Annotated in this window: 28 protein-coding genes; 11 read left to right on the plus strand and 17 right to left on the minus strand. The window is 41.7% G+C overall.

Going from position 1 to position 25,986, the window contains the following annotated elements; all coding sequences use genetic code 11:
• Window positions 1-93: 93 nt before the first annotated feature.
• Window positions 94-363 (minus strand): CPBP family intramembrane glutamic endopeptidase, encoded by a 270-nt coding sequence (locus tag ISALK_RS15395; RefSeq protein ID WP_160722971.1) that lies wholly within the window; start codon window positions 361-363, stop codon window positions 94-96.
• 113 nt (window positions 364-476) lie between these two features.
• Between ISALK_RS15395 and ISALK_RS12765 the strand changes: the two genes are divergently transcribed.
• A complete protein-coding gene (locus ISALK_RS12765) occupies window positions 477-1,421 on the plus strand; it encodes a TraB/GumN family protein (protein ID WP_160722919.1) in 945 nt (314 codons plus the stop codon).
• A 160-nt stretch (window positions 1,422-1,581) separates the two neighbouring features.
• On the opposite strand, the gene ISALK_RS12770 is transcribed toward ISALK_RS12765, so the two are convergent.
• The 6 genes from ISALK_RS12770 to ISALK_RS12795 form a co-directional block, all read right to left on the minus strand.
• Entirely contained in the window at window positions 1,582-1,866 is a 285-nt protein-coding gene (locus ISALK_RS12770) for a hypothetical protein (protein WP_160722921.1), read from the minus strand.
• Window positions 1,867-1,930: 64 nt separating this feature from the next.
• On the minus strand, window positions 1,931-2,698 hold the full coding sequence (locus tag ISALK_RS12775; RefSeq protein WP_160722923.1) for a response regulator transcription factor: 768 nt from the start codon (window positions 2,696-2,698) through the stop codon (window positions 1,931-1,933).
• Window positions 2,699-2,705: 7 nt separating this feature from the next.
• Complete coding sequence (locus ISALK_RS12780) at window positions 2,706-4,394, minus strand: sensor histidine kinase (protein WP_160722925.1); 1,689 nt, start codon at window positions 4,392-4,394, stop codon at window positions 2,706-2,708.
• A gap of 179 nt (window positions 4,395-4,573) precedes the next feature.
• On the minus strand, window positions 4,574-6,385 hold the full coding sequence (locus ISALK_RS12785; RefSeq protein WP_160722927.1) for a flavocytochrome c: 1,812 nt from the start codon (window positions 6,383-6,385) through the stop codon (window positions 4,574-4,576).
• Between the two features lie 102 nt (window positions 6,386-6,487).
• Window positions 6,488-7,684 (minus strand): M28 family peptidase, encoded by a 1,197-nt coding sequence (locus ISALK_RS12790; RefSeq protein ID WP_160722929.1) that lies wholly within the window; start codon window positions 7,682-7,684, stop codon window positions 6,488-6,490.
• A gap of 137 nt (window positions 7,685-7,821) precedes the next feature.
• Window positions 7,822-8,007 (minus strand): hypothetical protein, encoded by a 186-nt coding sequence (locus ISALK_RS12795; RefSeq protein WP_160722931.1) that lies wholly within the window; start codon window positions 8,005-8,007, stop codon window positions 7,822-7,824.
• A 435-nt stretch (window positions 8,008-8,442) separates the two neighbouring features.
• Here ISALK_RS12795 and ISALK_RS12800 point away from each other — a divergent pair, with 435 nt between their 5' ends.
• Complete coding sequence (locus ISALK_RS12800; RefSeq protein ID WP_160722933.1) at window positions 8,443-8,631, plus strand: hypothetical protein; 189 nt, start codon at window positions 8,443-8,445, stop codon at window positions 8,629-8,631.
• A 220-nt stretch (window positions 8,632-8,851) separates the two neighbouring features.
• Here ISALK_RS12800 and ISALK_RS12805 read toward each other — a convergent pair whose 3' ends face one another.
• The 3 genes from ISALK_RS12805 to ISALK_RS12815 are packed head-to-tail and all read right to left on the minus strand — an operon-like array spanning window position 8,852 to window position 10,013.
• Entirely contained in the window at window positions 8,852-9,136 is a 285-nt protein-coding gene (locus ISALK_RS12805; RefSeq protein WP_160722935.1) for a hypothetical protein, read from the minus strand.
• Window positions 9,137-9,189: 53 nt separating this feature from the next.
• Window positions 9,190-9,804, minus strand: coding sequence for a hypothetical protein (locus ISALK_RS12810; RefSeq protein ID WP_160722937.1), 615 nt, complete (start codon window positions 9,802-9,804; stop codon window positions 9,190-9,192).
• Between the two features lie 32 nt (window positions 9,805-9,836).
• Window positions 9,837-10,013 (minus strand): hypothetical protein, encoded by a 177-nt coding sequence (locus tag ISALK_RS12815; RefSeq protein ID WP_160722939.1) that lies wholly within the window; start codon window positions 10,011-10,013, stop codon window positions 9,837-9,839.
• Window positions 10,014-10,782: 769 nt separating this feature from the next.
• On the opposite strand from ISALK_RS12815, the gene ISALK_RS12820 reads away from it, so the two are divergent.
• On the plus strand, window positions 10,783-11,049 hold the full coding sequence (locus tag ISALK_RS12820) for a hypothetical protein (protein ID WP_160722941.1): 267 nt from the start codon (window positions 10,783-10,785) through the stop codon (window positions 11,047-11,049).
• A 148-nt stretch (window positions 11,050-11,197) separates the two neighbouring features.
• Here ISALK_RS12820 and ISALK_RS12825 read toward each other — a convergent pair whose 3' ends face one another.
• From ISALK_RS12825 to ISALK_RS12835, 3 genes are all read right to left on the minus strand, one after another.
• Window positions 11,198-11,503, minus strand: a complete 306-nt coding sequence (locus ISALK_RS12825) for a helix-turn-helix transcriptional regulator (RefSeq protein ID WP_236660373.1) — start codon at window positions 11,501-11,503, stop codon at window positions 11,198-11,200.
• On the minus strand, window positions 11,496-11,861 hold the full coding sequence (locus ISALK_RS12830; RefSeq protein ID WP_160722943.1) for a type II toxin-antitoxin system RelE/ParE family toxin: 366 nt from the start codon (window positions 11,859-11,861) through the stop codon (window positions 11,496-11,498). The genes ISALK_RS12825 and ISALK_RS12830 overlap by 8 nt, the downstream gene beginning before the upstream one ends.
• Before the next feature lie 169 nt (window positions 11,862-12,030).
• Window positions 12,031-14,847, minus strand: a complete 2,817-nt coding sequence (locus ISALK_RS12835; protein ID WP_160722945.1) for an SEC-C metal-binding domain-containing protein — start codon at window positions 14,845-14,847, stop codon at window positions 12,031-12,033.
• 111 nt (window positions 14,848-14,958) lie between these two features.
• On the opposite strand from ISALK_RS12835, the gene ISALK_RS15400 reads away from it, so the two are divergent.
• Window positions 14,959-15,093 carry a hypothetical protein gene (locus ISALK_RS15400; protein WP_306770742.1) on the plus strand — a complete coding sequence of 45 codons (135 nt, stop codon included), beginning with the start codon at window positions 14,959-14,961 and terminating at the stop codon, window positions 15,091-15,093.
• A gap of 372 nt (window positions 15,094-15,465) precedes the next feature.
• Here ISALK_RS15400 and ISALK_RS12840 read toward each other — a convergent pair whose 3' ends face one another.
• Window positions 15,466-16,317: a serine aminopeptidase domain-containing protein gene (locus ISALK_RS12840; protein WP_160722947.1), complete on the minus strand. Its 852-nt coding sequence runs from the start codon at window positions 16,315-16,317 to the stop codon at window positions 15,466-15,468.
• Between the two features lie 15 nt (window positions 16,318-16,332).
• Window positions 16,333-16,911 (minus strand): TetR/AcrR family transcriptional regulator, encoded by a 579-nt coding sequence (locus ISALK_RS12845; RefSeq protein WP_160722949.1) that lies wholly within the window; start codon window positions 16,909-16,911, stop codon window positions 16,333-16,335.
• A gap of 280 nt (window positions 16,912-17,191) precedes the next feature.
• Here ISALK_RS12845 and ISALK_RS12850 point away from each other — a divergent pair, with 280 nt between their 5' ends.
• From ISALK_RS12850 to ISALK_RS12880, 7 genes are all read left to right on the plus strand, one after another.
• A complete protein-coding gene (locus tag ISALK_RS12850) occupies window positions 17,192-17,359 on the plus strand; it encodes a transposase (RefSeq protein ID WP_160722951.1) in 168 nt (55 codons plus the stop codon).
• A 107-nt stretch (window positions 17,360-17,466) separates the two neighbouring features.
• A complete protein-coding gene (locus ISALK_RS12855) occupies window positions 17,467-17,685 on the plus strand; it encodes a hypothetical protein (protein WP_160722953.1) in 219 nt (72 codons plus the stop codon).
• A 505-nt stretch (window positions 17,686-18,190) separates the two neighbouring features.
• Window positions 18,191-19,918 carry an ABC transporter substrate-binding protein gene (locus ISALK_RS12860; RefSeq protein WP_160722955.1) on the plus strand — a complete coding sequence of 576 codons (1,728 nt, stop codon included), beginning with the start codon at window positions 18,191-18,193 and terminating at the stop codon, window positions 19,916-19,918.
• An 88-nt stretch (window positions 19,919-20,006) separates the two neighbouring features.
• Window positions 20,007-20,966: an ABC transporter permease gene (locus tag ISALK_RS12865; protein ID WP_160722957.1), complete on the plus strand. Its 960-nt coding sequence runs from the start codon at window positions 20,007-20,009 to the stop codon at window positions 20,964-20,966.
• 35 nt (window positions 20,967-21,001) lie between these two features.
• Window positions 21,002-21,871, plus strand: coding sequence for an oligopeptide ABC transporter permease (gene opp4C / locus ISALK_RS12870; protein ID WP_160722959.1), 870 nt, complete (start codon window positions 21,002-21,004; stop codon window positions 21,869-21,871).
• A gap of 11 nt (window positions 21,872-21,882) precedes the next feature.
• On the plus strand, window positions 21,883-22,866 hold the full coding sequence (locus tag ISALK_RS12875) for an ABC transporter ATP-binding protein (protein WP_160722961.1): 984 nt from the start codon (window positions 21,883-21,885) through the stop codon (window positions 22,864-22,866).
• 1 nt (window position 22,867) lies between these two features.
• Window positions 22,868-23,884, plus strand: coding sequence for an ABC transporter ATP-binding protein (locus tag ISALK_RS12880; protein ID WP_160722963.1), 1,017 nt, complete (start codon window positions 22,868-22,870; stop codon window positions 23,882-23,884).
• 326 nt (window positions 23,885-24,210) lie between these two features.
• Here the strand turns inward: ISALK_RS12880 and ISALK_RS12885 are convergent, their stop codons facing one another.
• Window positions 24,211-24,951 carry a nucleotidyl transferase AbiEii/AbiGii toxin family protein gene (locus tag ISALK_RS12885; RefSeq protein ID WP_306770743.1) on the minus strand — a complete coding sequence of 247 codons (741 nt, stop codon included), beginning with the start codon at window positions 24,949-24,951 and terminating at the stop codon, window positions 24,211-24,213.
• Between the two features lie 102 nt (window positions 24,952-25,053).
• Complete coding sequence (locus ISALK_RS12890; protein WP_160722965.1) at window positions 25,054-25,650, minus strand: type IV toxin-antitoxin system AbiEi family antitoxin domain-containing protein; 597 nt, start codon at window positions 25,648-25,650, stop codon at window positions 25,054-25,056.
• Window positions 25,651-25,986 lie beyond the last annotated feature (336 nt).

Consider the following 25,986-nt stretch of genomic DNA (forward strand, 5'->3'; position numbering starts at 1 on the left):
TCCGTAATCCATTTTTATCAACGTGAAGGCCGCTTTATCACCACTTGTGTAACAAATACCCATCGCCTTCAAATTCTATTGCAAAGATGGTTTTCATCGGATCACCTCTGATGAGAACACCCGTTGACCTCCCTTAACTTTATTAAACAGGCCGACCAGCATGGCCAGGGAGAGAATCAGCACAGCCACCAACAGGAAATTGGAGTTGATCTGTGGAATAAACAGGGACGTGGCGTTCCAACCTATATGCATCAAGATCGGTGCCCACAGGGATTTGGTATATTCATAAAGCAGGGCTAGTACAATCCCTCCGATAAAAGCGTAGATCCCTTGCAGCCAGTTAAATTGACTTTTCTTTAACAGAGCCCTTGTAAAACTGCCTCCACCAGTGTAAAATACCTACTGTCTTTTGTAATGTACGACCTATGATCACCATTGTTGAAGATCATAAATTTTAATCCGGGAGGTAGTCTAGTATGAAAAACTTTTTGAAACCCGCCGGTACGCCGCGGAAAGATTTATTCCTTTTGGCCCTATTGTTACTGTCCACGGTACTGCTATTCACATCTTGTGGATCCGATGGTCCCGAGGAAGGGTCGAAAGGATTATTGTACCAAGTGGAAGGAGGGGAAAATCAGGTTTATTTATTCGGTACCGTCCATGTGGGAGAGGAAGATCTCTATCCCCTGCATGACAATGTACAGGATGCTTTTCAGGAATCCACCCTATTAGGACTGGAGATTGACATGTCGGAAATGAGTGAAATGGAAATCGGTGAAACCATGGTGGAGTACGGGATGTATCAGGACGGAAGCCGAATGACGGATATCATCCCCGAAGAAACCTTTGATCGTGTAGTGGAAGAAACTGCGGCCGTGGGCGTGGAGGGAGAAATCTTAGATCAGTTCAACCCTTGGTATGCCACGTTGATCTTATCGGAAATCGGGATTGAGCAGTCAAGTCTTTCTCCGGAATACGGCGTTGAAGCCCATCTTATTGAAGAAGCGGACGCTGACATGGAGATCTTTAGTCTGGAAACTGTGTCCAATCAGATGGAGCCCTATCTTGAGCTATCCGATGAATCCCAAAAGATCTACTTAGAACAGACCTTAGAAGAACTGGAACATATGGAAGAGGATCTAAACGAGCTTATCGATCACTGGAAACAGGGGGATAAAGAAGGCTTTGGGCAACTACGGGACGAACAGTTGGAAAACGCCGAAACCGATTCCCTTAAGGACTTTCAGTTAGCCATGTTGGATGAGCGGGACACTGCCATGACCGAGAAAATTGATGATATTTTACAAAGTGACAGCGACGATACCTATTTCATCGCGGTGGGATCCCTGCATTTAGCCGGTGAAAACAGTATTGTGGATCAGTTGACCGAACTTGGCTATGATGTGGAGTTCCTGTATTAATCCTCTGCCTCGTATTTTTCACTTGCTCTCCCAATATGAAAAACATACTTCCTAAAGAACAAACAACCGCCTGAAGGATGGGTATGCCATGCCTTGTGGCGGTTGTTTATTAAATTTCCATTATAAAAAGCACAATAAATCCTACCCGCTATCCTAGGAGCTAACCGGGAAAGAAGCAGGCTCTCTCTAAGTTTAATAAGGTTGCGGCGCCGGCTATGGTGGTTCCATAAAAGATCACGGGTTTTCCGATATTTTGTTCACCCAAATCCAGTACTCTTACCGTAAACAAGGTCCCTTTATAGGACGTGGGATAACTGGTGAAGGACTGGCCGATGTCTTCCTTCGCCGTGAGGGTTTTGGCGTTGATCACGATGTCCTCTTCCATGAGCTGTTCTTTTTCTAATATCCTATTTAGCTTTTCCGCCAATTCATCATATACATTCATAAGAACGCTCCTTATCACTTTGATTTTTTCAGGTTTTTATAAGTTGTTTAATTGATGGAAGAAACTAGTATTTATTACGATATTCAAGGGGGGTATAGCCGGTTTGCGTTTTAAATATCCGACTGAAATAATGCTGACTTTTATACCCTGCTTTTTCCGCGACCTCATACATCCTGATATTGGTGGTATCCTGCCGTAGCAACTCCTTGGCCCGTTGGATCCGAATCTCGGTTAAATACTCGACAAATCCGGAGCCCAGTTCTTCTTTCATAAGCTTCGATAAATAGTCTTTGTGTATAGTAAAGGTTGCCGCTACCTTTTCCAAAGAAAGATCCGTGTTGCCATAATCCCTTTCTATATGTTCTTGTACCTGGCGTACAATCTTAGAGCAGCCTCCGAAGGTTTTTTCCAAAGGTTGATCCCCCGGGATATTTTTCTTTGCTTTTCGCTTCGGATATTGTTTTTCCAGGTATTTTCTTACCCGATCCAAAAGATTGTTAAAATCACTTTCCGGCACCGGCTTCAGTAAAAAATCGAAGGCCTGAAGCTTAATGGCTTCATGGGCATATTCAAAGTAATCGTAACCGGTAATATACACAACCAGGGCTTCGGGATGCTCTTTTTTGATGATCTTTCCCAGGGAAAGTCCCGTCAACCCTTCCATCTGAATGTCCAACAGGAATAGATCCGCCTTTTCCTGTTTGTTTTTCTCCAAGGCCTCCGTTGCATTTAGCGCTTCAAAAACGCACTGAAAATCCTTGTGCTCTTTTACCCACTTTTTAAAACCCCTTCGAATCTTCGGTTCATCATCGACGATCCCTACTTTCCACATCTTTTCCTCACCTCTTTTTAAGCGGCTCTGTTTCCGTTTCCTCTGTTATACAGGGATGGCGAACTTCCACAATGGTCTTGTCCCTTTTACGACGAAAGGACAAGCCGTAGTCTTCTCCAAAGGTCAATTGAACTCTTCGATTGGTACTGTAGAGCCCAAAACCTTTTTCCTCGTCCATTCTTCTTTTTCCGGAGAGATTGTTTTTGATCTTTTCCAGGTTGTTTTCCGAAATCCACGGGCCGGTATCTTCGATGCTCATAATCAACTCCCCACCCTCTTTAAAAATATGAACCACTATGGTAAAGGACTGATCCTTTCTTTGTTTAAATCCGTGGAGGACAGCATTTTCCACCAGGGGTTGCAGTGTAAGCTTTAACACCTTGCAATTCAACAACTCCTCATCGTAACGCAGACGATAATCTAAGCGGTCTTCATAGCGCGCCTGTATCAGTCGTAAATAGGCTTCAATATGGTCCAGCTCTTTTTCCAGGGATACCCACTCTTCTCCATGATTCAATCCGATCCGGTAATATGTGCTCAAGACCTCCAATAGCTCCACCGATTGATTCTTTTCGTTTTCAATAATCGACCATCGGATGGCATCCAGGGTATTGTAAAGAAAATGGGGTTGTATTTGTGCATGAAGAATTCCTAACTCCGCCTGCCGTTTCTCCTTTTGCTCCTTTCTAAAGAGCTGACTGAGCCGTTTGATCTCGGCAATCATCTGATTAAAGCGCTTTCCCAACAGGCCGATTTCATCCTTTCTTTTCAGATCACAAAAGACATCGAAGTTGCCCTGCTGCACCAAGGCCATTTGATTTTGTAACCGACGGATAGGATCAGTGATGGATTTGGCCAACACCCAGGATACTACGAAAAGCATTACAATCATTACCCCGCCCAGAAGAAAAACCAGATACAGTAGGCGGTTGGTATCGGCTCGCATCAGATCCGTGGAAAAATCAATGCCCAGGGACCATCCCCGGGTGTTGGGAATAGAGGCGTGAATAATCTCCCTGCCCTCCGGGGATAAATACGGGGATTTTGCCCCTCCATCATAGGGCTTTGCCTCAGGACTGAACAGTTGTCCCTTTGAGTCCACCAGCCATGCATTGCCGTCATACATGGTGATTTCCTTTGCAATACGGGAAAAATTCTCCAGATATATGGCACCGTTGACATAGCCTACCACCTCTTGGTCCCGGTAGATTTTATGGATGATCACGATGATCGGCTCCTGATTGGAATGAGAAAGAATGGGATCACTAATGGCGTAGTCTTTTTCGGGCTTTTTTATTTCTTCAAAGTAAGGACGGTCGGATACATCAATGAAGGTATCATTGGTCACCCAGGCTTTTCCCTCGGTATCCACCAGGGCAAAGGACTCATAGTCCTTTTTATGGCTTTGGTCCATTTCCCTTAAAAAATCCTGAAACCTTCCCCGGTCCATCTCGGTGATCTCCGGCACCTCGGTTATGATCCGAAGCTCCGATACCCGCTTTTGAATCCATCCTCCCAGTTCATCGGCTTTTGCGGAAATGACCTGCTGATTGGCTTTTTCCGTTAAGGGAATATTGGTATTGGTTATCTGCCACTGGATCATTACCAAGCCGACGGCGAAAATCACCGTGGTGGCCACCCCAAAGTAAAGCATTATTCTCCATTTAAAGGATCGAAGCATTGCAATCACGTTCACTTTCTTTTTCTACTGTATTTTGTCTTTCTTTTTTCCTCATAATCATAACTTCCCTTCCCAGTGTAAACCATTTGAAGACAAAACAAAAGATTAATTGTTTATAATTTAACGCACCCTCAAAAAAACAGCACTCCGCTCTCATGGGAAGTGCTGTTTTTTCGTTGCTAAATTATGGTTAGTTATCTCGTTGCATTCTCTCCTGCCCGTCTTCCGAAGACGATCAGGTCGGAGATGGCATTGCCTCCCAAACGGTTTTTCCCATGAATGCCTCCGGTCACTTCTCCGGCGGCATAAAGACCTTCGATGATGGTCCCCTCGGTGGAAAGGACCTGGGTGTTTTTATTGATTTTCAATCCGCCCATGGTATGATGCACCGCCGGCACTACTTTTTGAATATAGTAGGGGCCTTCCTCCAAAGCAGTTAAGGCTCCCCGCCGTTGAAAATCTTCATCTTCACCCTCAGCTGCAAACTGATTGTATCTTTCCACGGTATCTTTCAGTGTGCTTTCATCAATTCCGAAGAATCCTGCCGCTTCTTCGATGGTGTCGGCCTTCACAATCAGATCATCCTTCTCCAAGGCCTCAAATTCCGTCATGTATGTTTCCATATTGCTGTTTTCCTTAATGCTCGTATCCCACATCAGATAAGCCGCTTCTCCCGTCTGATCTAAAATCCCTTCGGAAATCACATCCCGACGGTCCAACTCTTCCACAAAACGTTTCCCTTCCAAGTTCACCAAAATGGCTCCGTCAAATCGGGTATCGGCTACATAGGATAAATGCCCTGTATTAGGGTTGCAGGTAGGATAGGTTTGAACATATTCCATTCCTGTCACATCGGCTCCGATATCCTGGGCCATCCGTAGCCCGTCACCCGTGGCACTGTTCTGGTTCGTGGATTTATACCGTTCGTCAATCACCGGATTATACTCCTGTACCATTTCGATATTCGCACCGAAACCACCGGTGGTTAAAATCACACCTTGCTTTCCGTTAAAGTGAACGTTCTCCCCTTTAGGGTTTTCTGCCCGTAGGCCCACTACCCGGTCATCTTCATCGAGAATAAGGGATTTTGCTTCGGTTTCCAAATATACGGGAATATCCATTGCATGTACTTTCGCCTGCAACTTTTGAATCAGCTCAATCCCGGATCCGCCGATGGGATAAATGGCTCGCGGTACTGCATGACCCCCAAAGTGCATTAAATAATCTTCAATGAACTCTACCTCTACGTAGTCCCGTAACCATTCCCCGTCTTCCGTGATACTTTCCGCCATAATCCGTACCAGCTCTTCATCGGCTTCATAATCCCCTCCGGCCAGGGTATCTTCCATATATTGCTCCACACTGTCTTCCACATCCATCTTTTCCTGAACCCAGCTGTTGGGGGCATTGAACTCTCCGCCGGAAACCAAAGTGTTACCGCCGACAAAGGGGTTCTTTTCCACAATGGCTACTTCGGCCCCCTGGCTCTTTGCTTCAATGGCAGCAATCAATCCTGCACCACCGGCTCCCACAACCACTACTTCATAGTCCTTCTCTTCCAAAGCCACCCCATGGTCCAAACTGATTTTTTTCCCTTGGTCCAGCATCTCCTCGGTTGCACCGGCTTCTACCATCGCTTCCTTTACAGCGTTTCTGAATCCGATACTGCTGATGGTTGCTCCGGAAACCGTATCAATGTTGATACTGTTATGGCTTTCCATTAATTCTTTTACATCCTCGAACACCGGATCCACCAACACCGGCGTCTCTTCATGCTCTATTATCTCGATGCTTGCAATTTTTCCCTCTTCAATGGCCACCTCTACTGCAATTTCACTGTTATGACCCTGGGCACGACCCTGGTAGGTCCCATCTTTCAAGTCCGTGCTCTCCACTGCCGGTTCCTGGGATTCCTCCGTTCCCCCTTCTTCCGTTCCGCATCCCACCACAGCGGTAAGTAGCAGCATCATAATGAACAAAAACACGATTCCGTTTTTTCTTATCATCTTTCCATCATCCTCCCTAATCTTTGATATTTAGTTAACAATATCATTGTAACGGAAGGTAGATTTCTTGTATTTACACAGAACCGATATTTTTTGTCTTTTTCATTGCATCTTTTCTATGGCCTTAATTAGTTTGTTTAGTATTTCTGCAATTTCAATGACCTTATCAATATCTACTATTTCCATATTATCTTTTTCTGTATGGGTAATATCCTGGCCTTCGTCACTTTCTATAAACCATTCAGAGGAAACAGCAATTGCCGGCACCCCATATTGCAAAAAGATACTATGATCACCCTGTGGCCATTGCACCCCTTCTTTCACATCAGGATATCCCTTCATACTACTCGATGACGCTTTTTTTATATCTTTTGGTAAATCGAAAAAAGAAAAGGTCGTTTTTCCTTTTTTATAGGCGGCTCCGTCAATATTAACGTTGAGCAAAATGTTTTCAAATTTCCCCTTGTTTTCCGTGATATATTTCATTTGTCCGGGAACAGCATAATCATCTTCCCCATTGAATGCAACCAATTCTATTTGTCTGCTGCCTTTGTAGTCCTGCAACAATTCTGCAAGGATTAGTAAAACCGTTATCCCGGTAGCATTATCGGTTGCGCCGGGGGTTCCCTTTTTAGCATCGATGTGGGCTGTAACGACAATTCTTTTTCCCTCTTCCCCACCAATTTTGCCAACAACATTGTATCCCTTGCTTGGTATTCTTTCAGCGGAGATTTTTAGGGTGGCGGTTTTTCCAATAAGCTTAAGGATCTTTTCACCGTCTTCTTCTGTCATATATACCGAGGGAATATCAAAATCCCCATCTTCAATAAGGGGAAAGGGATAAACGCCCCCTGCAAGGGACGCATTTCTTTCGGTGGCACAAATCAATGCCAAAGCCCCGGATTGTTCTAAAGCAGTTACTATTTTTTGGTGTTCTTCAGGATTGTAAAAAACAAAGTTTTTGGGCATAAGCTGCTCTTTTACAAGTTCTCCATGGAGCAGAAGAATTTTTCCCTTAAAATCTCCATTTTCTAATTCTGCTATGGTTGATGCACTTTCCAATTGGGCTGCCCCTTGAAAACCTAGGGAGTAGGGACTCACTTGCACCCTAAAATCTTGCTTATTAATTTGCAAAACTGCTCCATCATTTTTCCAGTCCATTGCACTAAATTCTTGGGATATTGTTTGCCAGCCTAAAGACTTCAATCGTTCCTTGAAAAAAAGACTTGCCTGTCTGTTGCCTTCACTACCGACACATCGTTCTGTTATGTCAATACATAGTTTGTTCATATATCCCATACATCGTTCTTTGAACTTCACTTTGTCCATTGGTTATCTCCTTTTTGGTTCTTATTTCATTGATTCTTTCGATATTATGTTTTTTTCTTACATCATACTTAGAAGCTGCCATTGGATTAGGAATAAGGTATCCGTGTTTACGACGTTCCTGAACCGGTTTCCGCTACTTCTACTAATTCAAACAGTTCAACTACAAGCAGTGTCTCGTCAATCAATTTCTTATCCTTTACTGTCTGATTCCAAGCATGGCGATGGTCCTGTTGAAATTTTTTTACATCTACTCCATCCCAACCAAAAACCGCTTTATGTGGATATATGAACATTGTCATCAGTCCTTTCAACTCAATTCTTCTTTCAATTCCTCTATATGTGTCCCAGCAATTTCATATACCAATGATGTTCCCTATAATTGATTATTCCCTAAGCCTTTTCTCTTTAACTTAATTCTACAAGTAAGTATGAAAACCCTTTTTTATGGATAATTATTTCAAATAAAACATCCTTGTATGTGATCTCCACCCTTGGGCGGAGGAATAAACACCCTCAAGACGCATGGAGAAATAGCCTTCATACCGTTATCACTAGCCGGGATTCATTCTATAATATATTTAAAGATAAGAACAAAGAGAAGAAACACTAAAAAAACAATCAACCAAATATAAAAAAAGGAGCGGATCACAATGGAAAACATTTTAGCAATGGGAAGCGGATGCGAAATGGCAAATGATAAACTAGATAGCTTAAGAGGAGGAAACAAATTGGAACGATCAATCAAACTAAACAACGATTCTTTTGAACTCAGTATTCCCCAAGAAAAATCAAACAAATTAACCATCATCTTTAAAAGTGCCAAATCCAAAATTGAAAAGGCGATTTTACTTCAAGAAGTTGAGCAGGACCTGGAAAAAGCAAAGGAATTTTACAGCTATGGCAGCTACATTGGATAAGGGGATAAACAACAAAGAGGCAAAGATGAGTATATTACTTGCTACAGAAAAAACCGTACTTGGACCGGTGCAAGGGAAAACTGCAAAGAGAATCATAAAAAGATAACCGCCTAAAGGATCGGAAATACCGATGACTTGAGGCGGCTTTTAGCGAATCTCAATTATGAGGCGGACAATCACTCCGTCCCGCTGTCCTCTGTACTTGATCGACTCCGGATATTTATTGAAGCTGGTCCAAATCGATGGAAATTAGCAACCAGTAGCCCGCGACAACGGCCAAACCGAGCATCGAAATGATGATCCCCGGTCGCAGCTGCATCTGCATGGCCTTGGTTCCATATTTTATAGTCAACCGGTGTTCAATCAAGCCGATAATCAATCCTGCAGTCAACGGGATCGTTGCATATACTGTGATATAACCGATGCTGATACAGCCTACTATCCCTATGATGAAGGAAAGATAGGACAAGGCAGTAATGGTTCTTTTAGAAACTTCCTTTTTCATGTTCAGTGCCTCCTCTTTTTTCTCAAACGAGACAGTTCTTTTTCCTTTTCATTCTAAACCAAATACAGGGCCAAACTTAAGAGTGCAATCCCCGTTACCATTTCAGCCACTCCCAGGGTTTTTGAGAAGGTCCGGTCCACTTCCATGACCCCTTCCTTTATATCTTCCATAAGTTCGTGCCCCATTGGGATTTCACTGATTTTTGCCAGGGTCAGTACCTGATGATTGCCCCCGGAAAGATGGGGCTCCAAGGTGATCTTTCCTTTGGTATCTTCAAAGGTATACTTTACTTTCCCGCTTGGCTCCGAATCTTTTTCAAAGGAAATCCTGTGCTTTGTCATCGGCTTCTCCAAAAGCTTTATTACCTGGCCCTTATCCATGTTATGAATATTGATCTTCCGGTGTGTGATTTCATAATATGTCTTATAAATGATTGCCCCAAGAATCACAACGAGGAATCCCAATAGGAGTAAAATTTCCGAACCGTTTAAGCCAGATTCTAAGAGACTGTCCAACTGAAAATATAGGGGATAAAAAGGTAGCAGCCCCAAAAGCCATGAGCTAACGGGATTATGGACAAAATATTCTTTTTTGCGTCGTTTTCTCCAGCCGTCATACAGAAGGATTACCCCTCCCGGTACAAGCAGGACCATAAGTTCCAATAACATAAAACGGCAAAACCCCTTTCCTTAGTGTCTTCCTACTCTGCTTTATCACTGACTGCATCCCTTTCTTCTACTCTTACATACATCTTCTCAAAGAGAAAAACCATAGGACATAAAAAGCCGAATACCCCAACGACTGTTTCCAGCCCCAGGGCACTGCCTAACATAATACCGATAGTACCTGTGATTAGTGAAATTATTATTAAAAACATATTTTTCCCCTCCTGTAGTCATAGGTTGCATAATCTTGCTCAAAATCGTAAAACGCTTTACCGGTGTATTCACGCAGGGTCTCTGGCAAATATAACCGAATTTCTCTAATTAACTAATTCTTGATCCCTACAGAGAAATCCTCTTTTTTTAGGAAATTTTTCTCAATAATGTCTTTTTTTCGCGACTTATCTTCGTAATTTCATTTTCATAAAAGAAGTGTAAAAAAAGATAACCGCCTGAAGGATCGGAAATACCGATGCCTTGAGACGGTTATTTAGTGCCTTTTCAAGAACCTTTACAGGGGTCAGGAAGGTTACGGTTGCTGTCCCGGGATAGCGTCCAATTTCCAAGCCGCCATTGATTGTCGTCCTGTTTTTGACCTCCGGAACGGATAATCCAAGGACTGAGGCTGCTCTTTCCAAACCATTGTCAATGGCAAGGTTGAGGTTTTCACCGGTTCCCACAAATGAAATCGGAGCGGGGTGCGTCATCTTCTATATTATCACCCCATTTTATCCCTCCTTATTGAATTTTTACCCGATAAAACTCCTCATATTATCTATTTTCCCTTTATTCTTTAAATATCCCTTTATTTCATAATTTTTTTCTACATCTCAAGACGGAAAAACAATCTCCCTACAGATGGACTGAAAAATAGCCTTCAGACCGTTACCACTATTCGAGATTCATCCTATAATGTACTTAGAGATTAAGAAACATTCCAAGAAAAATAATTACCAAAATATAAATGAAAAGGAGCGGATCACAGTGGAAAACATTTTAGCCATGGGAAGCGGATACGAAATGACAAACGAAAAACTTGAAAGCTTAAAAGGAGGAAACAAATTGGAAAGATCAATCAAACTAAACAACGATTCTTTTGAACTCAGTATTCCTGAAGAAAAATCAAACAAACTAACCATCATCTTTAAAAGTGCCAAGTCCAAGATTGAAAAATCCATTTTACTACAGGAAGTTGAACGGGACATCGAAAAAACAAAGGATTTCTACAGCTATGGCAGCTACATCGGATAAAAATACAAACAACATAGACACAAAGATGAATATACTACTTGCTATAGAAAAAACCGTACTTGGACCGGTGCAAGGGAAAACAGAAAAGAAACGTAGAAAAAGATAACCGCCTGAAAGATCGGAAATACCGATGCTTTGAGGCGGTTTTTTAGCGGATATCAATATGAACGTCTTTCCCCAAACTGTTTGCAATTTTTATTAAAAAATCCAGAGAAGGATTATAGTCCCCACTTTCTAGTCTCGATATGTTAGACTTCCGGGTCCCTGCTCTTTTTGCTAACTCTTCTTGAGTCATTTTCATGCTTTTTCTTACTTCAATAATTTGCGAAATAATATCATATCTTGGTTTCAGTTTATTGTACTCGTCTTTAAACTCCGGGTCTTCCAAAAGCTTAGCTTTTACGTCATCAAGTTTTACCCCTGCTTTTGTCGTTTTCATATTTTTCTTACTCATCTTTACACCTTCTTTCATAATCCTCTTTATATTTTTTTGCCTTTTCAATTTCCCGTTTAGGTGTTTTGTTAGTCTTCTTCACAAAACCATGAAGCAAAACAAAAGTATTTTCGTAATAAGAAAAGTAAAACAATCTGGATATATTGGTTGAAAATTTCACCCTTAATTCAAATATCCCATTATTATCTTTCCCTTTAATCGGCTTAGTATGAGGTTCTCTGAGATCCGGTCCATGATCTTTAAGCAATTCAATTTCCCGAAACGTTTTCGCTCGTAATTTAGGAGGTAAGGATTCTAAAAATTCTTGGATAGGTATCTCTCCGTTTTCTCTTTGGTAGAATTCCACTTCGTAGGACAATCCATCGCCTTCTGTGACAAACTAATATTCTTATTAATTACACGTTATCATATATGATAACATTATGCAATTATTATATTCGTATGCTAACTCAAAAACTATCAACTCGAATACTTCCGTACTTGAAACGGTTCAAAAGAAAACTAAAAATGGAAGAAAGAAAAAGATACTATTTTTTGATGTTTTTATGCAGCCAGGCTACGGCGCCCGGAGTTTTGAGCCACGCTTTTTTTCCATAGATCGCATAGATAATCGCTTCTTCCTCGCCGCCTAAGGAGTAGGCCTCCGGCGGGGTATCGGGAAGTCTTTTTTCGCCCAGAAGATATTTCGGTACGTGTGGATTTTTTTTGATGGCGTTTTTCAATCTGCGCTTGGCCTCTTGGGTCTCCCCCTCATCACAAAAAACCTGTAGGGCTTTATTGTAAGACCAATCGCTTAGAAAGTCCTCATCATACCTGTCTAAAAGGGCTTTCGCCTTGGAATAGTCTTTTTCCATAAAATAAGCAATTACCAGGGGACTTCTTACCCCTTGATTGTCATTGGGATTTAGTTTCAGCATCTCTTCCAGGACTTCTGCGCCGTGGGAATACTCTTTTTTTTCAAGCAGACTCATTCCGAGGCCCATTTTTGCCCGCATATAGGGTCTGGTCTCCAGGATTCCCCAAAAGTGACCTTGGTTTTCCTTGAAAAAGGTTTTACCCAGTGCCTTCTCCCCGGCCTGAATACCCTTTTGGTAATAGGTTATGGCTTCCTCTACGTTTTTAGCTCGATGCTCCGCCAGCAATACATAGGCATCGGCGCACCGGGGATCGATTTCTAAGGCTTTCTTTGCCAGATGAATGATTTCCGTGGGACTTCTCGACTCCCAGGCATCGTAGATCAGATCCTGGGCCTTTGCATTCTTAGAAACCGTCGTTGCACTAATCGGGTTGTCTTCCAGGCCTACTCGCGAGCTGTTTTTCAATTCCTTGTGCGAGTCGTCTTCCAAATCCATTCCGGGATCGTATTCAAGGTCCATTTGCGAGTCGTCTTCCAAGCCCTTATTCTTGGCATCCTTCTTCTTGCTTTCCGAAAGCTCTTTCAGACTCTTTATAATCCCCTCAATCGCCGGCCCGATTTTTTTCTTCGATGCTTTATCCAGTGGGGTCTTCTTTCGAAGAGCTTTTATACCGGCGTGATGCAATTCAACAAAATCCCATAATCGATAGTAATACGTGCCCACACTGGAAGCGGAAACCCCATAGGTATCTGCGATCTCCGAACGACTGTCATAATGATAATAATTATAAAGCTCATCGATGAGTTCATTCAATGCCGCGGCCCAGACCCCCTGCTTTCGAAAACCCGGGGCTTCAAATTCCGTATAATCCCACCACATGTATAAGCCGCTGATAATATCTATCGGGAGATAAATCCCCTGGGATTTTTCAATAAAAAGCCGGGCTTCCTCTCGGTAGATATCCTTCTTCCAATCCAATCTTAAGATCGATTCCACCTCTTCAATTTCCTTGGGTGTAAAGGCAGGAATCTCCAAATAATCATTTATTCCTTTCAGCTTATTATCCGATTTTAAGTGTTCCTTCTTTTGATCCTTCTTTTGATCGTTCTTAAACATATCAGCAATTAATTGTACTAACCGATCCCCGTTTTCTTTCAGCAGGGCCTCCCAGGTCTTATTGTATTTTTTCTTATCCATTTTAAGCAGATGTACAAATAAATCCCTTAATTTCAACGGAAGGTAAAAGGCTCCGAAAAAGTACTCGTACACCCCTGCCACGGGAACCAATCGGGTGACTTGCATATCTCCGACCTTCGACGAAGGATCCCCCTCATCAAGCCCAACGACTTTCTCCTCATAGGTAAAGATATCCTTGACTAAAATCACCCTTTCCTCCCGATCATCAATTACCTCGTAAACGGATAAATAGCTCTTTTTCCAGGATTCCAGTTTTTGAAGCAGTCGTCGGTCCATTTTCCCCTTCATATCTTCCAGGAAAAGATCAAAGAGACTTTGGTCTCCTTCATAGGGGTACTCCATCACCAACCATTCGATAAAAAGAAATTCCGCATCTTTTTGATACGCCAGGGATAAAGGGCCTGTACCGAATTGATCATGCATCTTACCGATTACTTTTGCAATCTTCGGTTCGCTATAGATAAAAAAGAGTCTCCGGACTTCCAGGGCTTCCTCGGGGGTAATCTCATCGCCGAATAGGGAAATCACATTTTCACTCTTACCACAGCACTTTTTATACTTTTTCCCGCTGCCGCAGGGACAGGGTTCGTTTCTTCCTACTTTTTTTGTCCCTACTGCTTCGTCGCCATTATCTCCTTCGCCATTGCCGGTTTTTTTAAAATCAAAGGGTTTCTTGGGAAGGGGTTTCATATTGGGCTTTTCGAATTTCCGAGAGATTTCCTCGGGAGTATGACCGTTGTTTTCCCATATCCGAATATTGTTGGCAAACTTCATCAAAAGCGCGGTCAATTCATTTAACTGATCCATATCCTTAAAATCAATCCCCCAGTAATTAAGGGTATTCATAACCTCCTGCATATCCGGTCCGACATGAAGGATTTTATGGATCTCCTCGCAAAGTTCCTCGGCTCTCTCCGGCTGGTTTTTCAGGAAGTTTTTCTTTACATACTTTACTAGGGCCTTGTATTCCCCGGTTTTTTCAAAGTGTTCCTCATCCATATACTTCAGTAGCTCGTTTTTATGGGGAACGTAATGGGGCTTGCCTTTCTTTTTCCTGAGCATATCCTCCAGATTATCGATCATAAAGATCGCCTCATGGATAAAATATTCCCCTTCAGTGTAGACAGCAAAGGCCTCCAAATCCACCGGGGGATTTTTCAGCATCACCTCGATCTCTTTAAGGCTAACCCTGTCCTTATTTTGACTGTTGTAAATTTCCATGACTTTCTCCTTGTGCACCGCTCCGTAAAGGTTGGTTAAGGCGATAATATACTCTTTTAACTGGTTCATGGGTTCCCTCCTTCCTTCGCTAAAATTTAGGTTTTTCAAGTACTTCGTTCATTATATCATTTCTTATTTTTCCCTCCAAGTGTAAGTATGACCTAATACCGCTGTTTTACAATGAGATTTGACCCACTTACCATTATCTTTAAAAGTGCCAAGTCCAAGATTGAAAAAGCACTACTGCTACAGGAAGTTGAACGGGACCTCGAAAAAATAATGGAATTCTACAACTATGGCAGCTACATCGGATAAGCGGACAAACAACATAGACGCAAAAATGGAAATACTAGTTACAAAAGAAATAGCTGTACTTGGACCGGTGCAAAGAAAACTGCAAAGAAAATGAGAAAAAGATAACCGCCTGAAGGATCGGAAGTACCGATGCCTTGAGGCGGTTTTCTAGTGCTTCTCAATGATGAGGCGGACAATTACTCCGTCCCGCTGTCCTATTAATCTAGTGCCGCTAGCTTTGTCCTCCCGGAAGGGCTAGGGCTTCACTTCCCGAAGAAGTTCTTCAAAGACTACCGCTACCACATTTAAGGCGGCTTGGTATTGTAGTTAAGCCAATAAACCGTGAGAAGATCATTAATCCAAGTCAGCCTTTATCCCCACTGTACTTTTCGTTCAAACTTCCTTTTGAAAAGTAATCCATTCCGTCACTTGATTTCCTAATTCCCCAGCGTTCCATACAAATACACAATGGCTATCATCAATCCAATAAAGTTTCTTATCAGTCTTTAAACTACGATAGTATTTATTTATATATTCTTTTTTGTAATACCGGTCATACTTAGTGGCCATTACCAATGTTGGAATGATAGGTTTTCCTTTAATAGGACTAGCTTTCGCTATAAGGAGCCATAACAAGGTGTAAACAACATCTAAAGGCAAATCAAAAATCCCAGGATTTTCCTCCATCATACTTTGATACCACTTATTTTCTTTTTCCCCGTTATAACCACTATACTTTGGGACTTTGAATTTCAATCTGTATTGAGGGAAAAACTTCACCGCAATCTTTAGAATCGGAAAAACTAATTTTAGCATAAAACTACTACCTATAACCGATAGGTCACCATGATTTGCAACCCCAAGCTGACTATAAGTTTTAAAAATCGGTAGATCCTTGTCCGATGCTAAGGCTTGTCCAATAATCCCTCCTGTACCAGTTCCTCCGTAGAGATGGATAGACTTAGAAAAATTCTTCTCTATATACTCAGCAACATTTTGGATTGCTAATTTTATGTTTTCATAGGTAAACTTACCCTTTGAACTATTTCCGATACCGGGTAAATCCACAGCAAATACATTAAAACCGTTCTCAGCAATGGGCCGGTAATTTCGTACTGCTATATCATGGTCAACGGATCCAATCGGCGTCATGAAAAAAATCACATTTGGGGCTTTGTGGTCATTGATTAAGCATTTTACATAAGTTTTTTTATCTTCTCCTATATATTTATGATACATCTTCATCTTTAACCCTACTTTCTATTTTAGTAATTTTAAAGTAATTGTTTTAAGCTCATCTCCTACTTCATCTATAGAAAATGGAAAATCATCCATAATTACACGATCCACTACCTCGTGTAACGTTACAATTATATAATGGGCCATAAATGTAGAATCCCTGATGTTCAAAGCTTTTTCTAAACGCCCTTTCTCGAGCCAGAGAGAAAATGGGGTAATCCATTTTTTCATATACTGATCCTCTAAGCGATTAATCCCTAAAAACCCTTGAAACCTGACGTTATGCATGATTTTCAACATTTTCATGTGTTTCTTTACAAAACCCATTATAAAGTCAATGATTTCACAAATATCTTCATCACTATAGCCTTTCAACACAATTTCTTTAATCCATCGATCAGCGTATCCGAATTTTTTATCCATGAAGTCCCATACCAGTGCCTCCTTCGATTCAAAGTATAAGTAAAAGGTTCCCTTTGCAATACCAGTGTGTTGAACAATATCATTTATCGTTACTTTGCTAACACTTTTTTCCGAAAATAATTGTTCCGCAGCTTCTAGAATGTTATTATAAGTTTCTTCGCCTTTTTTAGTTTTCATAAGCCCTCCTAAATCCGAATACTTTATGTTTATTTACATGACCATGGTTCATAAATAAATTATAACAGCTACTTATTCTATATTATATGGTCAAATACTCAAATTTGGTCAGTTTTGTTTTTTGATTTACTATGTCTCCTAAAGAAGTAACCCTACTTAGAACCGTGGACGGGAAAACTGAAAAGGGAATGAGAAAAAGATAACCGCCTGAAGGATCGGAGATACCGATTAGCCAGACACAAGAGAGTTAGGTATAATAATCTTGTAGGAGGCTGATCGTATGAGTAAAAATGTTATTCGTTATGATGAAGAATTTAAGCAGGAACTTATCCGTCTTGTTAAAGAAGAGGGACGAAGTATTCCAAAGGCTGCAAAGGATTTTGGAGTCAACCCTCAGACCCTGCGCAACTGGATAAAGAAAGCCGATGACGCCGAAGACCCTGGTTAAGAAAGCGTGGAGTCCTTGAAGGCACAGTTAAGAACAGAAAAACGAAAGAACAAAGCCTTAGAAACTAATTTATCAGTTTATTAACGATCACTGCGAGACGTTTCCAGTTGAGAAGAGCAGTAGCGGCAGGTTTTATCGGTTTAGTTGCCGGTGATAAGCAAAATGCATTGGTCAAGGAACTCTTTTACTGGTACAAGCAAGCAGAACTGCCGGTATATAATCCGGATTTCCCTGATCACGAAGTTACTATAGCAGAATCCACATTATGTTATGATTCCGTGTCAAAGTTTATCCAAAAAGAAGATGTCCCTTTCGGATCTCCGTAAAGATCCAGCCGTTGTGCAGGGGTTGCTGCGGAAGTCGTTCGGAAAACTGCAACCATCCTAAATCGGGAATTTGCATAAAATAAAAAGCAAAAGAAACCTATCGGAATTTAAGTCCCCTTCAGTTCTGATAATAGGAATACGAGACCATGATATCGAAGATCCTTTCGGTATCGTTGTTTTTTTTATTTCCTATTATTTTGTTGTGCTTTACATTATGCAACAATTAACAATTTTTCTTAATTTCAAAAAAAAAGTTTTTCTTTATTTTCAAGATATTGGATAGTGTTATTATATTAACATACCACATGTGGCCCCATAAATAACTCTTATGCAAACTATATTGACACTGAAAATCCCACTTTATATAATTAAGACAACAGGTAGGAACTGTGTCCGGGACTTCTTAGCGTGTCCTGTCTATGGTTTACAGGACATGGAAAGAGAAACCGATCCAGGGAAGAAGAGAGAAACCAGGAAAAAAGAGAGAAAAAAGGAGGTAGGAGACATGAGATTTAAAAAGTATGGAGTAATTGTATTGGCGATTGTAATGATTTTAACAATCGGATTGGCGGGATGTGAGGATCCAGAGGACCTTGATGATCCTACAGAGATTAATGACGAGAACGACGATCCGGTAGACGAGAACGATGAACCTACAGAGGGAGGAACCGTTACCCGGGGAATATGGTCCTCACCGGCGGGAACCTTTCATCCTCAGCTTTACACCGACGCATATGATGCAATGACCATTGATATTGTATTTGACGGATTGTTAAGTTACGATCCCTTTGAAGAAGAATATGTTCCGAACCTGGCAGAGGACTTTGAAATGTCCGATGACAATTTAACAATGAAGTTTACCTTAAGAGATGACATTTACTGGCATGACGGAGAGCCTTTCACCATGGATGATGTGGTTCATTCCTATGAATTTGTTGCGGATCCTGACTATACCGGTGTAAGGTTCCCTAATATCCAACGAATTGAAGGGGTGGAAGCCTATCGTGACGGTGAAGCCGATGAAATAAGCGGAATAAATGTAATAAACGACCGTGAGTTGGAAATTACTTTACAGGAAGTTTACGCTCCGGCCCTCGGAGATGTAGGAGCCTTTATGCTTTCCCCAGCTCATATATGGGAAGATGTGGACGTCGGAGGGGCTGCGGAGAGAAATGACTTATTGGAAAACCCTATAGGCACAGGACCATTTAAGATGGAGGAGTTTGCCCGGGACGAATACGTCCGACTGGTAAAAAACGAAGACTATCATCGAGGCAGTCCATTACTTGACGGTATTACACTGGAAGTTACCGGTCAAGACACGGCACAGGCCCGACTCGCCACGGGGGATCTGGATTTTATGGACGTATCCGAGATGTCCCAGGATCAAGTAGCATTCTTTGAAGATCAGGGTATCGTGGTTGAAGAGGTCATCACTGACGGTTATCAGCATATGATTATGAATAACCGTATCGAACCCTTTGATGATGTCAATGTTCGTCAAGGTGTTGCCTATACATTGGATCGGGCAGGGTTCGTCGAATACATTCTGGAAGGTTTCGGAGAAGTGGCCCATGCACCCTTAGCACCATTCTCCTGGGCCTATCCCGACATGACGGATCTTAACACCTATGGAGACGGAGAAGACGACGATCGGGAAGAGGCCACTGAAAATGCCATTGCAAAATTTGAAGAAGCCGGATGGAGCTATGAAGACGGAACCATGTATGATGAAAATGGAGATCCTGTGGAATTTACACTGAAGTACCCTACAGGAAATGTTCCACGGGAAGAATCTGCTTTAATCTGGCAGGAAAACTTCTCAGAAGTAGGTATAGACGTTGAATTAAGAAGCATGGATTTTGATACTTTAGCATCTAATTATGTGGATGAGCGGGACTTTGAGTTGGCTCTGATGGGCTGGTCCTTAGTACCGGATCCGAATCCGTATGGAATTTGGCACTCCGACCAGGACTTCCCCGGAGGCTTTAATCAACCGGGATTTGTCGATGAAAGAAACGACGAGTTGATCGAAGAAGGTATACGTTATATTGAGGAAGAGGAACGACAACCGATTTATCAGGAATGGGGAGAATTAATGAATGAAAAAGTTCCGGGACTTCCCTTATATCACATGATTGAAGGAAGAGCCTATCGCCCTGAGTTCCAAGGTCATCAATTCCATCCCTTCACCGATTATCATAACGTTCATGAATGGTATCTGGATGAATAGAAGTATCAATAAAGCTTTGATAATTGATCGTCTTCGGACGATCAATTATCTTTAATAAGCCGATTGATGATTATGGAGGGGAGTTGCTATGAAAAAATATCTGATTCGAAGAATTTTAATTCTTATTCCCATTCTCATCGGGGTTTCGATGGTGATTTTTGCACTCATCGAAGCTATGCCCGGGAACCCTTACTCGGATATGATTGACCCAAATGTTCCACCGGACTTAATAGAAGAAAGATTGGAAGCCATGGGGTACTTTGACCCCTTACCGGTACGTTACGTCCGTTGGCTGGGAAGAACCGTGCGTTTTGATTTGGGGTATTCAACAAACTATAGTGCTCCGGTTTCTACGATTATGCTCAATCGGTTGCCGAATACACTTTTGCTAGGCGGTTTTGCCCTGGTTTTTTCCGTGATTATAGCCATACCCCTGGGGATCCTTTCTTCTACTAAGCAATACTCAGTTTTGGATTATATCGTAACCATATTCGCTTTTATCGGCCTGTCGATTCCGGCATTTTTCTTCGGCTTACTGATGATACGGTATCTGGCCTTTGAACTGGGATGGTTCCCCATTGCAGGTACCGGCGCCGGTGCGGATTATGAAGGATTTCGGATGCTCCTTCATCGCGCCCATCACCTGGTATTGCCGGTTATCGTCCTGTCCCTTCTCAGCTTGGCCAGTTTAATGCGTTATACCCGTTCAAGCATGCTGGAAGTGATAAAGCAGGATTATATACGAACCGCCAGATCCAAGGGTATAAAAGAAAAGGTAGTCATTTACAAGCATGCACTAAAAAATGCCTTAATACCGGTTGTAACGGTGTTGACAATGATGTTGCCATCTCTTGTATCGGGAGCGGTATTAACGGAAACCGTCTTTTCATGGCCGGGAATGGGAACCCTTATGATTGAAGCCATTCAAAACGATGATTATCCGCTGTTGATGGGAATTACAATGATGTTGGCCATTATAATCGTATTCGCTAATCTCTTAGCCGATATACTGTATGCATGGATCGATCCGAGAATCAAATACGATTAGACAAATAGAAGCACCTGTAAGGGAGGGGACAATCGATGAAGAATAGAAAAGTAGAAGGTTTATCACCTTGGGCGATAGCCAGGCGACGTTTTGTGAAAAACAAGTTGGCGGTATTGGGGCTGATCTTGATTGGAGTTATCACATTGGCTGCGGTGTTTGGACCGATGCTGACGGACTATGAAGTACATGAACAGCAGATGATGATGCGTAATCAGGGGCCACAAGGCAATAATTATTTAGGTTTTGACAGTACCGGAAGGGATATTCTCACGCGGGTGCTTTACGGAGGAAGAATATCACTAGCCGTTGGTATTGTAGCTACTTCCGTAGCAACGTTTATCGGGGTGGTTCTCGGCTCTATTGCAGGGTTTTACGGCGGCATCAGAGACGGTGTGATCATGCGCCTTGTGGATATTGTTATGAGTTTCCCTTTTTTCATTATTGCCGCTGTGGCTTCTGCAGCCTTTGGACCAACTGTATTTAATACCATGCTCATTATCGGGCTGATTAACTGGACACTGATCGCCCGTGTGGTACGGGCGGAAATTCTGTCTTTGAAAGAACAGGAATTTGTGGAGGCTTCCAGGGCCTTGGGGTTGGAAAATTTAGAGATCATTCGTGTTCATCTGATTCCCAATGTTATGGCTCCCATAATTGTATACTCCACCTTGACCATTGCATCCGCAATTCTGATTGAAGCGGGACTGAGTTTTATCGGACTCGGAGTAAGTCCCCCTACCCCGACCTGGGGAAATATGCTGGAAGCAGCGAGAAGCTTAACTGCCATTCTAAACTATTGGTGGCAATGGATTCCACCGGGATTAATGATTTTTCTCACCGTGCTTTCCATCAATTTTGTGGGAGACGGACTTCGAGATGCTTTGGATCCTAAGCTCAAGGAATAGGAGGTGCAACAATGGAAAAAATCACCTTAAAGGCTGAAGGAATAAAAACAAGCTTTCAAACTTCCGAAGGGAAAGTAGTTGCGGTGAATGACGTGGATTTAACCATTAAAGAGGGGAAAATCCTGGGGGTCGTAGGAGAATCCGGTTGCGGGAAAAGTGTAACCGCTCTTTCGATCATGCGATTGGTTCCTCAACCCAATGGAAAAATCGAAGAAGGACGCATTGAGTTTATGGGTAAGAACCTCTTGGAACTCTCCAATGAAGAAATGAGAAAGATTCGGGGAGCAGAAATTTCAATGATTTTTCAGGAACCAATGACCGCACTAAATCCCGTTTATAGCATTGGAAATCAAATGAATGAGATGTTAAAAGTCCATCGGGGACTGAGTGAAAAGCAAGCCACGGAGAGGTCCATCGAGCTGATAAATATGGTGGGCATACCCAGAGCGGAAAAAGTGATCAAGGAATATCCCCACCAGTTAAGCGGAGGAATGCGACAACGGGTAATGATTGCCATGGCCTTAAGCTGCGATCCGAAGTTCATGATTGCCGATGAACCCACAACCGCTTTGGATGTAACGATACAGGCCCAGGTTTTGGAACTGATGAAGGATCTCAATGAGCAGATGGGCACGTCGATTATGTTCATCACCCATGATCTGGGGGTTATTGCGGAAATGGCTGATGACGTAGTGGTCATGTACGCCGGGAAAATTGTTGAAGAAGCCGATGTAGTAACGCTGTTTCATGATCCGAAACATCCTTATAGCGTGGGACTGCTCAAGTCTCGACCGGATATGGTGGAAGAGGATGAAGAACTGGAAGCTATAGAAGGAATGGTCCCAAGTCTGTTGAATATGCCAAAGGGATGTCCCTTTAATCCCCGCTGTAAGCACTGTATGGAAATCTGCAAAGAAAAAATGCCGGTGTTAAAAGAAATTACTCCGGGACATAAAGTCCGTTGCTGGCTCTATGATCAGGAAGGAGGGGGCTAAGATGGCTGAGCATTTATTGGAAGTGGAAGGATTAAAAAAATATTTTCCCATAAAAGAAGGGGTATTTTCCAAGACCGTAGGCCATGTGAAGGCCGTTGATCATGTCTCCTTTAAAATAAAGCAAGGAGAAATTTTCGGTCTGGTAGGGGAGTCCGGTTGCGGAAAAACAACGGTGGGACGAACCCTTCTGAGCCTGTTGGAGCCTACAGAAGGATTAGTGAAATTTGATCAGCAGATTCTTTATAATACAGAGACCGGTGAGAGAATTAATAAAAATGACCTCAGAAAGCTTCGAAAGGAAATGCAAATCATTTTTCAGGATCCTTATGCCAGTTTAGATCCCAGAATGAACGTGGGAATGATTGTATCCGAAGGACTTCGAAAGCACAAGCTTGTGAAGAATAAAAAAGAGGCCATAGAAAAATCCAAAGAACTTCTGGAGCTATGCGGTCTGGAAGGAAGCAATGTTCGAAAATATCCCCATGAATTTAGCGGCGGACAGCGACAACGGATAGGAGTTGCCCGGGCTTTAGCCTTAGAACCGAAATTTCTTGTTGCCGATGAGCCTATCGCCGCATTAGACGTTTCGATTCAAGCTCAAATGTTAAAGTTTATGACGGATTTAAAAGATCGGCTTGGGCTCACCTACCTTTTCATCTCTCATGATCTCAGTGTGGTTCGTTATTTTTGTGACCGTGTGGCGGTCATGTATCTAGGTTCCTTTGCGGAGCAGGCGCCTACTAAAAAACTGTTTAAAAAGCCGTTGCACCCCTATACACAATCTTTGTTATCGGCGGTACCGAAATCGGATCCCGCCGTAAAAAAGAAAAGAGAAATCTTAAAAGGGGATGTGCCCAGCCCCGCCGATCCACCTTCGGGGTGCAAGTTTCACACCCGATGCAAATATGCGGAAGATAAGTGTAAAATCAAAATACCGGTGTATCGTGAAATTGAACCGGATCATTTCGTCAGTTGTCATCTGGCGGAAAAAATCAATCAAATTAACAATCATCTTTAAAAGTGCCAAGTCCAAGATTGAAAAGGCGATTTTACTTCAAGAAGTTGAACGGGACATCGAAAAAACAAAGGAATTTTACAGCTATGGCAGCTACATCGGATAAAGGGACAAACAACATAAACGCAAAGAAGATAACACTACATGCTACAGAAAAAGCCGTACTTGGACCGGCGCAAAAGAAAACTGCAAAGAAAACGAGAAAAAGATAACCGCCTGTAGAATCGAAATTTCCGATGCCTAGAGGCGGCTTTTTTAAATGGCGAATCTCGCCCCGGGGATCCTTAACATCCCCTTTATTTTTACCATTTAATATGTTTCCGACTACGTTACTTTAAGATCTCCCTCAAAATATTCGTAATTTCGCTAAATTGAATACCTTCTGCATAAGGATATTTTTTTGCATAAGAATCCCAGATTTTTTGTAGGTCTTCACTTTCTTCTATATCCTTGAGATACTTATCCTTATCCTCTATATAAATCAATGTATTCCTTTCTTTAGCTTTTTCTTTTATAGCATTTCTTAAACTGTCTAAATCAATATCATTTTTTCGAAGAGTCAGAAGAATATATACGTCGTAATAGTCCCTTGCTCTGGTATTGGCTATGTTTCGCACTAAAATCGATTCGATTTTTTCTGCAAGAATTGTATCCAAATTATAAGCTTTTATTGCAATATGACGTTCTTCAAACATCAACTTAAAGGAATACTCAACTTCTCCAGGGATGATGACATCTCCTGTAGTAATGTCCAGCTTCATATTTACTTTGATCGTGAAGAACTGAGCCTCTATAGAAATTCTAAAATCGTCATAGTCCGTGACATCATGAATGTTTTTAATATTTTTAAGTCTAAAAGAGACATTATCATCAAGATCTATCGACAATATCTCACTTAGCATTTTTTTTACAGTCTCCCTATTAACCGGAACACCTTTTATTGTTGTATCCATGTCAAGTGTACTCCTCATATCTATACCAATCATAGCCGCTATCAAGAATCCACCTTTAAGGATAAAGTTATCTTTATACCTGGAAACAGCAATTCTTTCAAGAAGTCTTTCCATCATAAAATTCTGACATAAAATTCTGAAGTACGGTATTCGCTATAATATTATTCTCCTTAGACACATTGCTTATCCAATCCTTTAATTGTTTAGGACTACCAATTTTCATGTTAACACCTCCATGTACTTTCGAATCAAGTCTTTGATATTAAAAACTTCGGCATACTTAAGCAGTTTAGAGTAATCTGCTCCAGAAGTTTTAAAATATTCTTTTACTGCTTCTGTTACTAAATCCCCATCCAGTTGATCTTTCTTTTTTAGACAGTCACATATGGTTCTTTCTTTATCATATACATGGACTTGGTTTCCAAAAGGTGTCAACATAGTCACCTCACCGATTGAATGAAGTTCTTCTGCAATATAAAAAAACTTGTACTTATCTTTTTCTTTCAAAAGTCTCGTATTATAACCGGAAGGAATCGTAAGCATTATCTGAAAAGGCGTGCGATCAGCTAGTTCATGAAAATATAATGCAGTCTCATGTGAAAAGATTCCTTTCTTACACCTGTATTGAGTTAACAAATACTCGTCTTGCATCTGATTGGGATCCATATAAACACCATGTTCTACTCTTTCGATTACACCTGATTGGTGCATGCGTTGTAGTGTTTTATTATTTATACCTGCTGCTGAAGCTTCACTCGCTGTAATAAATCCGTTATTTTTTTTAATTAGTTCCATCACGAGTTCCTGTTTAGCCATACCTTCGCCTCCTAGCTATAACATTGTCTTTATTGTTTGTATGTATTCTATCATATACTAACGAAAAAGACAACACAGTAATAGAATAATTGATAGTAAAAGATCTTCTATTTTTTTGATAAACATCCTCATTTTCCCTCCATCCTCCGACCGATAGAAATCCACCCCATCAACCATCATCTTTAAAAGTGCCAAGTCCAAGATTGCAAACCCTATATGTTAGGGTAGTTGTCGTATAAAACATTTCTTGTATAATGTAAGTACGACGATAATCCAATAAAGGGAGCGATCACGTGTCAACAGGAAAGAAAACCTCTAAACGTTATGATAAAAAAC

Origin of the sequence: Isachenkonia alkalipeptolytica (assembly GCF_009910325.1) — a bacterium.
GTDB lineage: Bacteria > Bacillota > Clostridia > Peptostreptococcales > T1SED10-28 > Isachenkonia > Isachenkonia alkalipeptolytica.

Bases quoted from the DNA above. Each gene is read 5' to 3' on its own strand.
- ISALK_RS12840 (WP_160722947.1), bottom strand. From the start codon at position 16,317: ATGAAGATGTATCATAAATATATAGGAGAAGATAAAAAAACTTATGTA.
- ISALK_RS12885 (WP_306770743.1), bottom strand. From the start codon at position 24,951: ATGATGGAAAGACTTCTTGAAAGAATTGCTGTTTCCAGGTATAAAGAT.
- ISALK_RS12790 (WP_160722929.1), bottom strand. From the start codon at position 7,684: ATGGGATATATGAACAAACTATGTATTGACATAACAGAACGATGTGTC.
- ISALK_RS12835 (WP_160722945.1), bottom strand. From the start codon at position 14,847: ATGAACCAGTTAAAAGAGTATATTATCGCCTTAACCAACCTTTACGGA.
- ISALK_RS15400 (WP_306770742.1), top strand. From the start codon at position 14,959: ATGAGATTTGACCCACTTACCATTATCTTTAAAAGTGCCAAGTCCAAG.
- ISALK_RS12875 (WP_160722961.1), top strand. From the start codon at position 21,883: ATGGAAAAAATCACCTTAAAGGCTGAAGGAATAAAAACAAGCTTTCAA.
- ISALK_RS12815 (WP_160722939.1), bottom strand. From the start codon at position 10,013: ATGTTTTTAATAATAATTTCACTAATCACAGGTACTATCGGTATTATG.
- ISALK_RS12795 (WP_160722931.1), bottom strand. From the start codon at position 8,007: ATGTTCATATATCCACATAAAGCGGTTTTTGGTTGGGATGGAGTAGAT.
- ISALK_RS12850 (WP_160722951.1), top strand. From the start codon at position 17,192: ATGAGTAAAAATGTTATTCGTTATGATGAAGAATTTAAGCAGGAACTT.
- ISALK_RS12805 (WP_160722935.1), bottom strand. From the start codon at position 9,136: ATGAAAAAGGAAGTTTCTAAAAGAACCATTACTGCCTTGTCCTATCTT.
- opp4C (WP_160722959.1), top strand. From the start codon at position 21,002: ATGAAGAATAGAAAAGTAGAAGGTTTATCACCTTGGGCGATAGCCAGG.
- ISALK_RS12880 (WP_160722963.1), top strand. From the start codon at position 22,868: ATGGCTGAGCATTTATTGGAAGTGGAAGGATTAAAAAAATATTTTCCC.
- ISALK_RS12810 (WP_160722937.1), bottom strand. From the start codon at position 9,804: ATGTTATTGGAACTTATGGTCCTGCTTGTACCGGGAGGGGTAATCCTT.
- ISALK_RS12865 (WP_160722957.1), top strand. From the start codon at position 20,007: ATGAAAAAATATCTGATTCGAAGAATTTTAATTCTTATTCCCATTCTC.
- ISALK_RS12860 (WP_160722955.1), top strand. From the start codon at position 18,191: ATGAGATTTAAAAAGTATGGAGTAATTGTATTGGCGATTGTAATGATT.
- ISALK_RS12775 (WP_160722923.1), bottom strand. From the start codon at position 2,698: ATGTGGAAAGTAGGGATCGTCGATGATGAACCGAAGATTCGAAGGGGT.
- ISALK_RS12785 (WP_160722927.1), bottom strand. From the start codon at position 6,385: ATGATAAGAAAAAACGGAATCGTGTTTTTGTTCATTATGATGCTGCTA.
- ISALK_RS12890 (WP_160722965.1), bottom strand. From the start codon at position 25,650: ATGGCTAAACAGGAACTCGTGATGGAACTAATTAAAAAAAATAACGGA.
- ISALK_RS12825 (WP_236660373.1), bottom strand. From the start codon at position 11,503: ATGAGTAAGAAAAATATGAAAACGACAAAAGCAGGGGTAAAACTTGAT.
- ISALK_RS12845 (WP_160722949.1), bottom strand. From the start codon at position 16,911: ATGAAAACTAAAAAAGGCGAAGAAACTTATAATAACATTCTAGAAGCT.
- ISALK_RS12770 (WP_160722921.1), bottom strand. From the start codon at position 1,866: ATGAATGTATATGATGAATTGGCGGAAAAGCTAAATAGGATATTAGAA.
- ISALK_RS12765 (WP_160722919.1), top strand. From the start codon at position 477: ATGAAAAACTTTTTGAAACCCGCCGGTACGCCGCGGAAAGATTTATTC.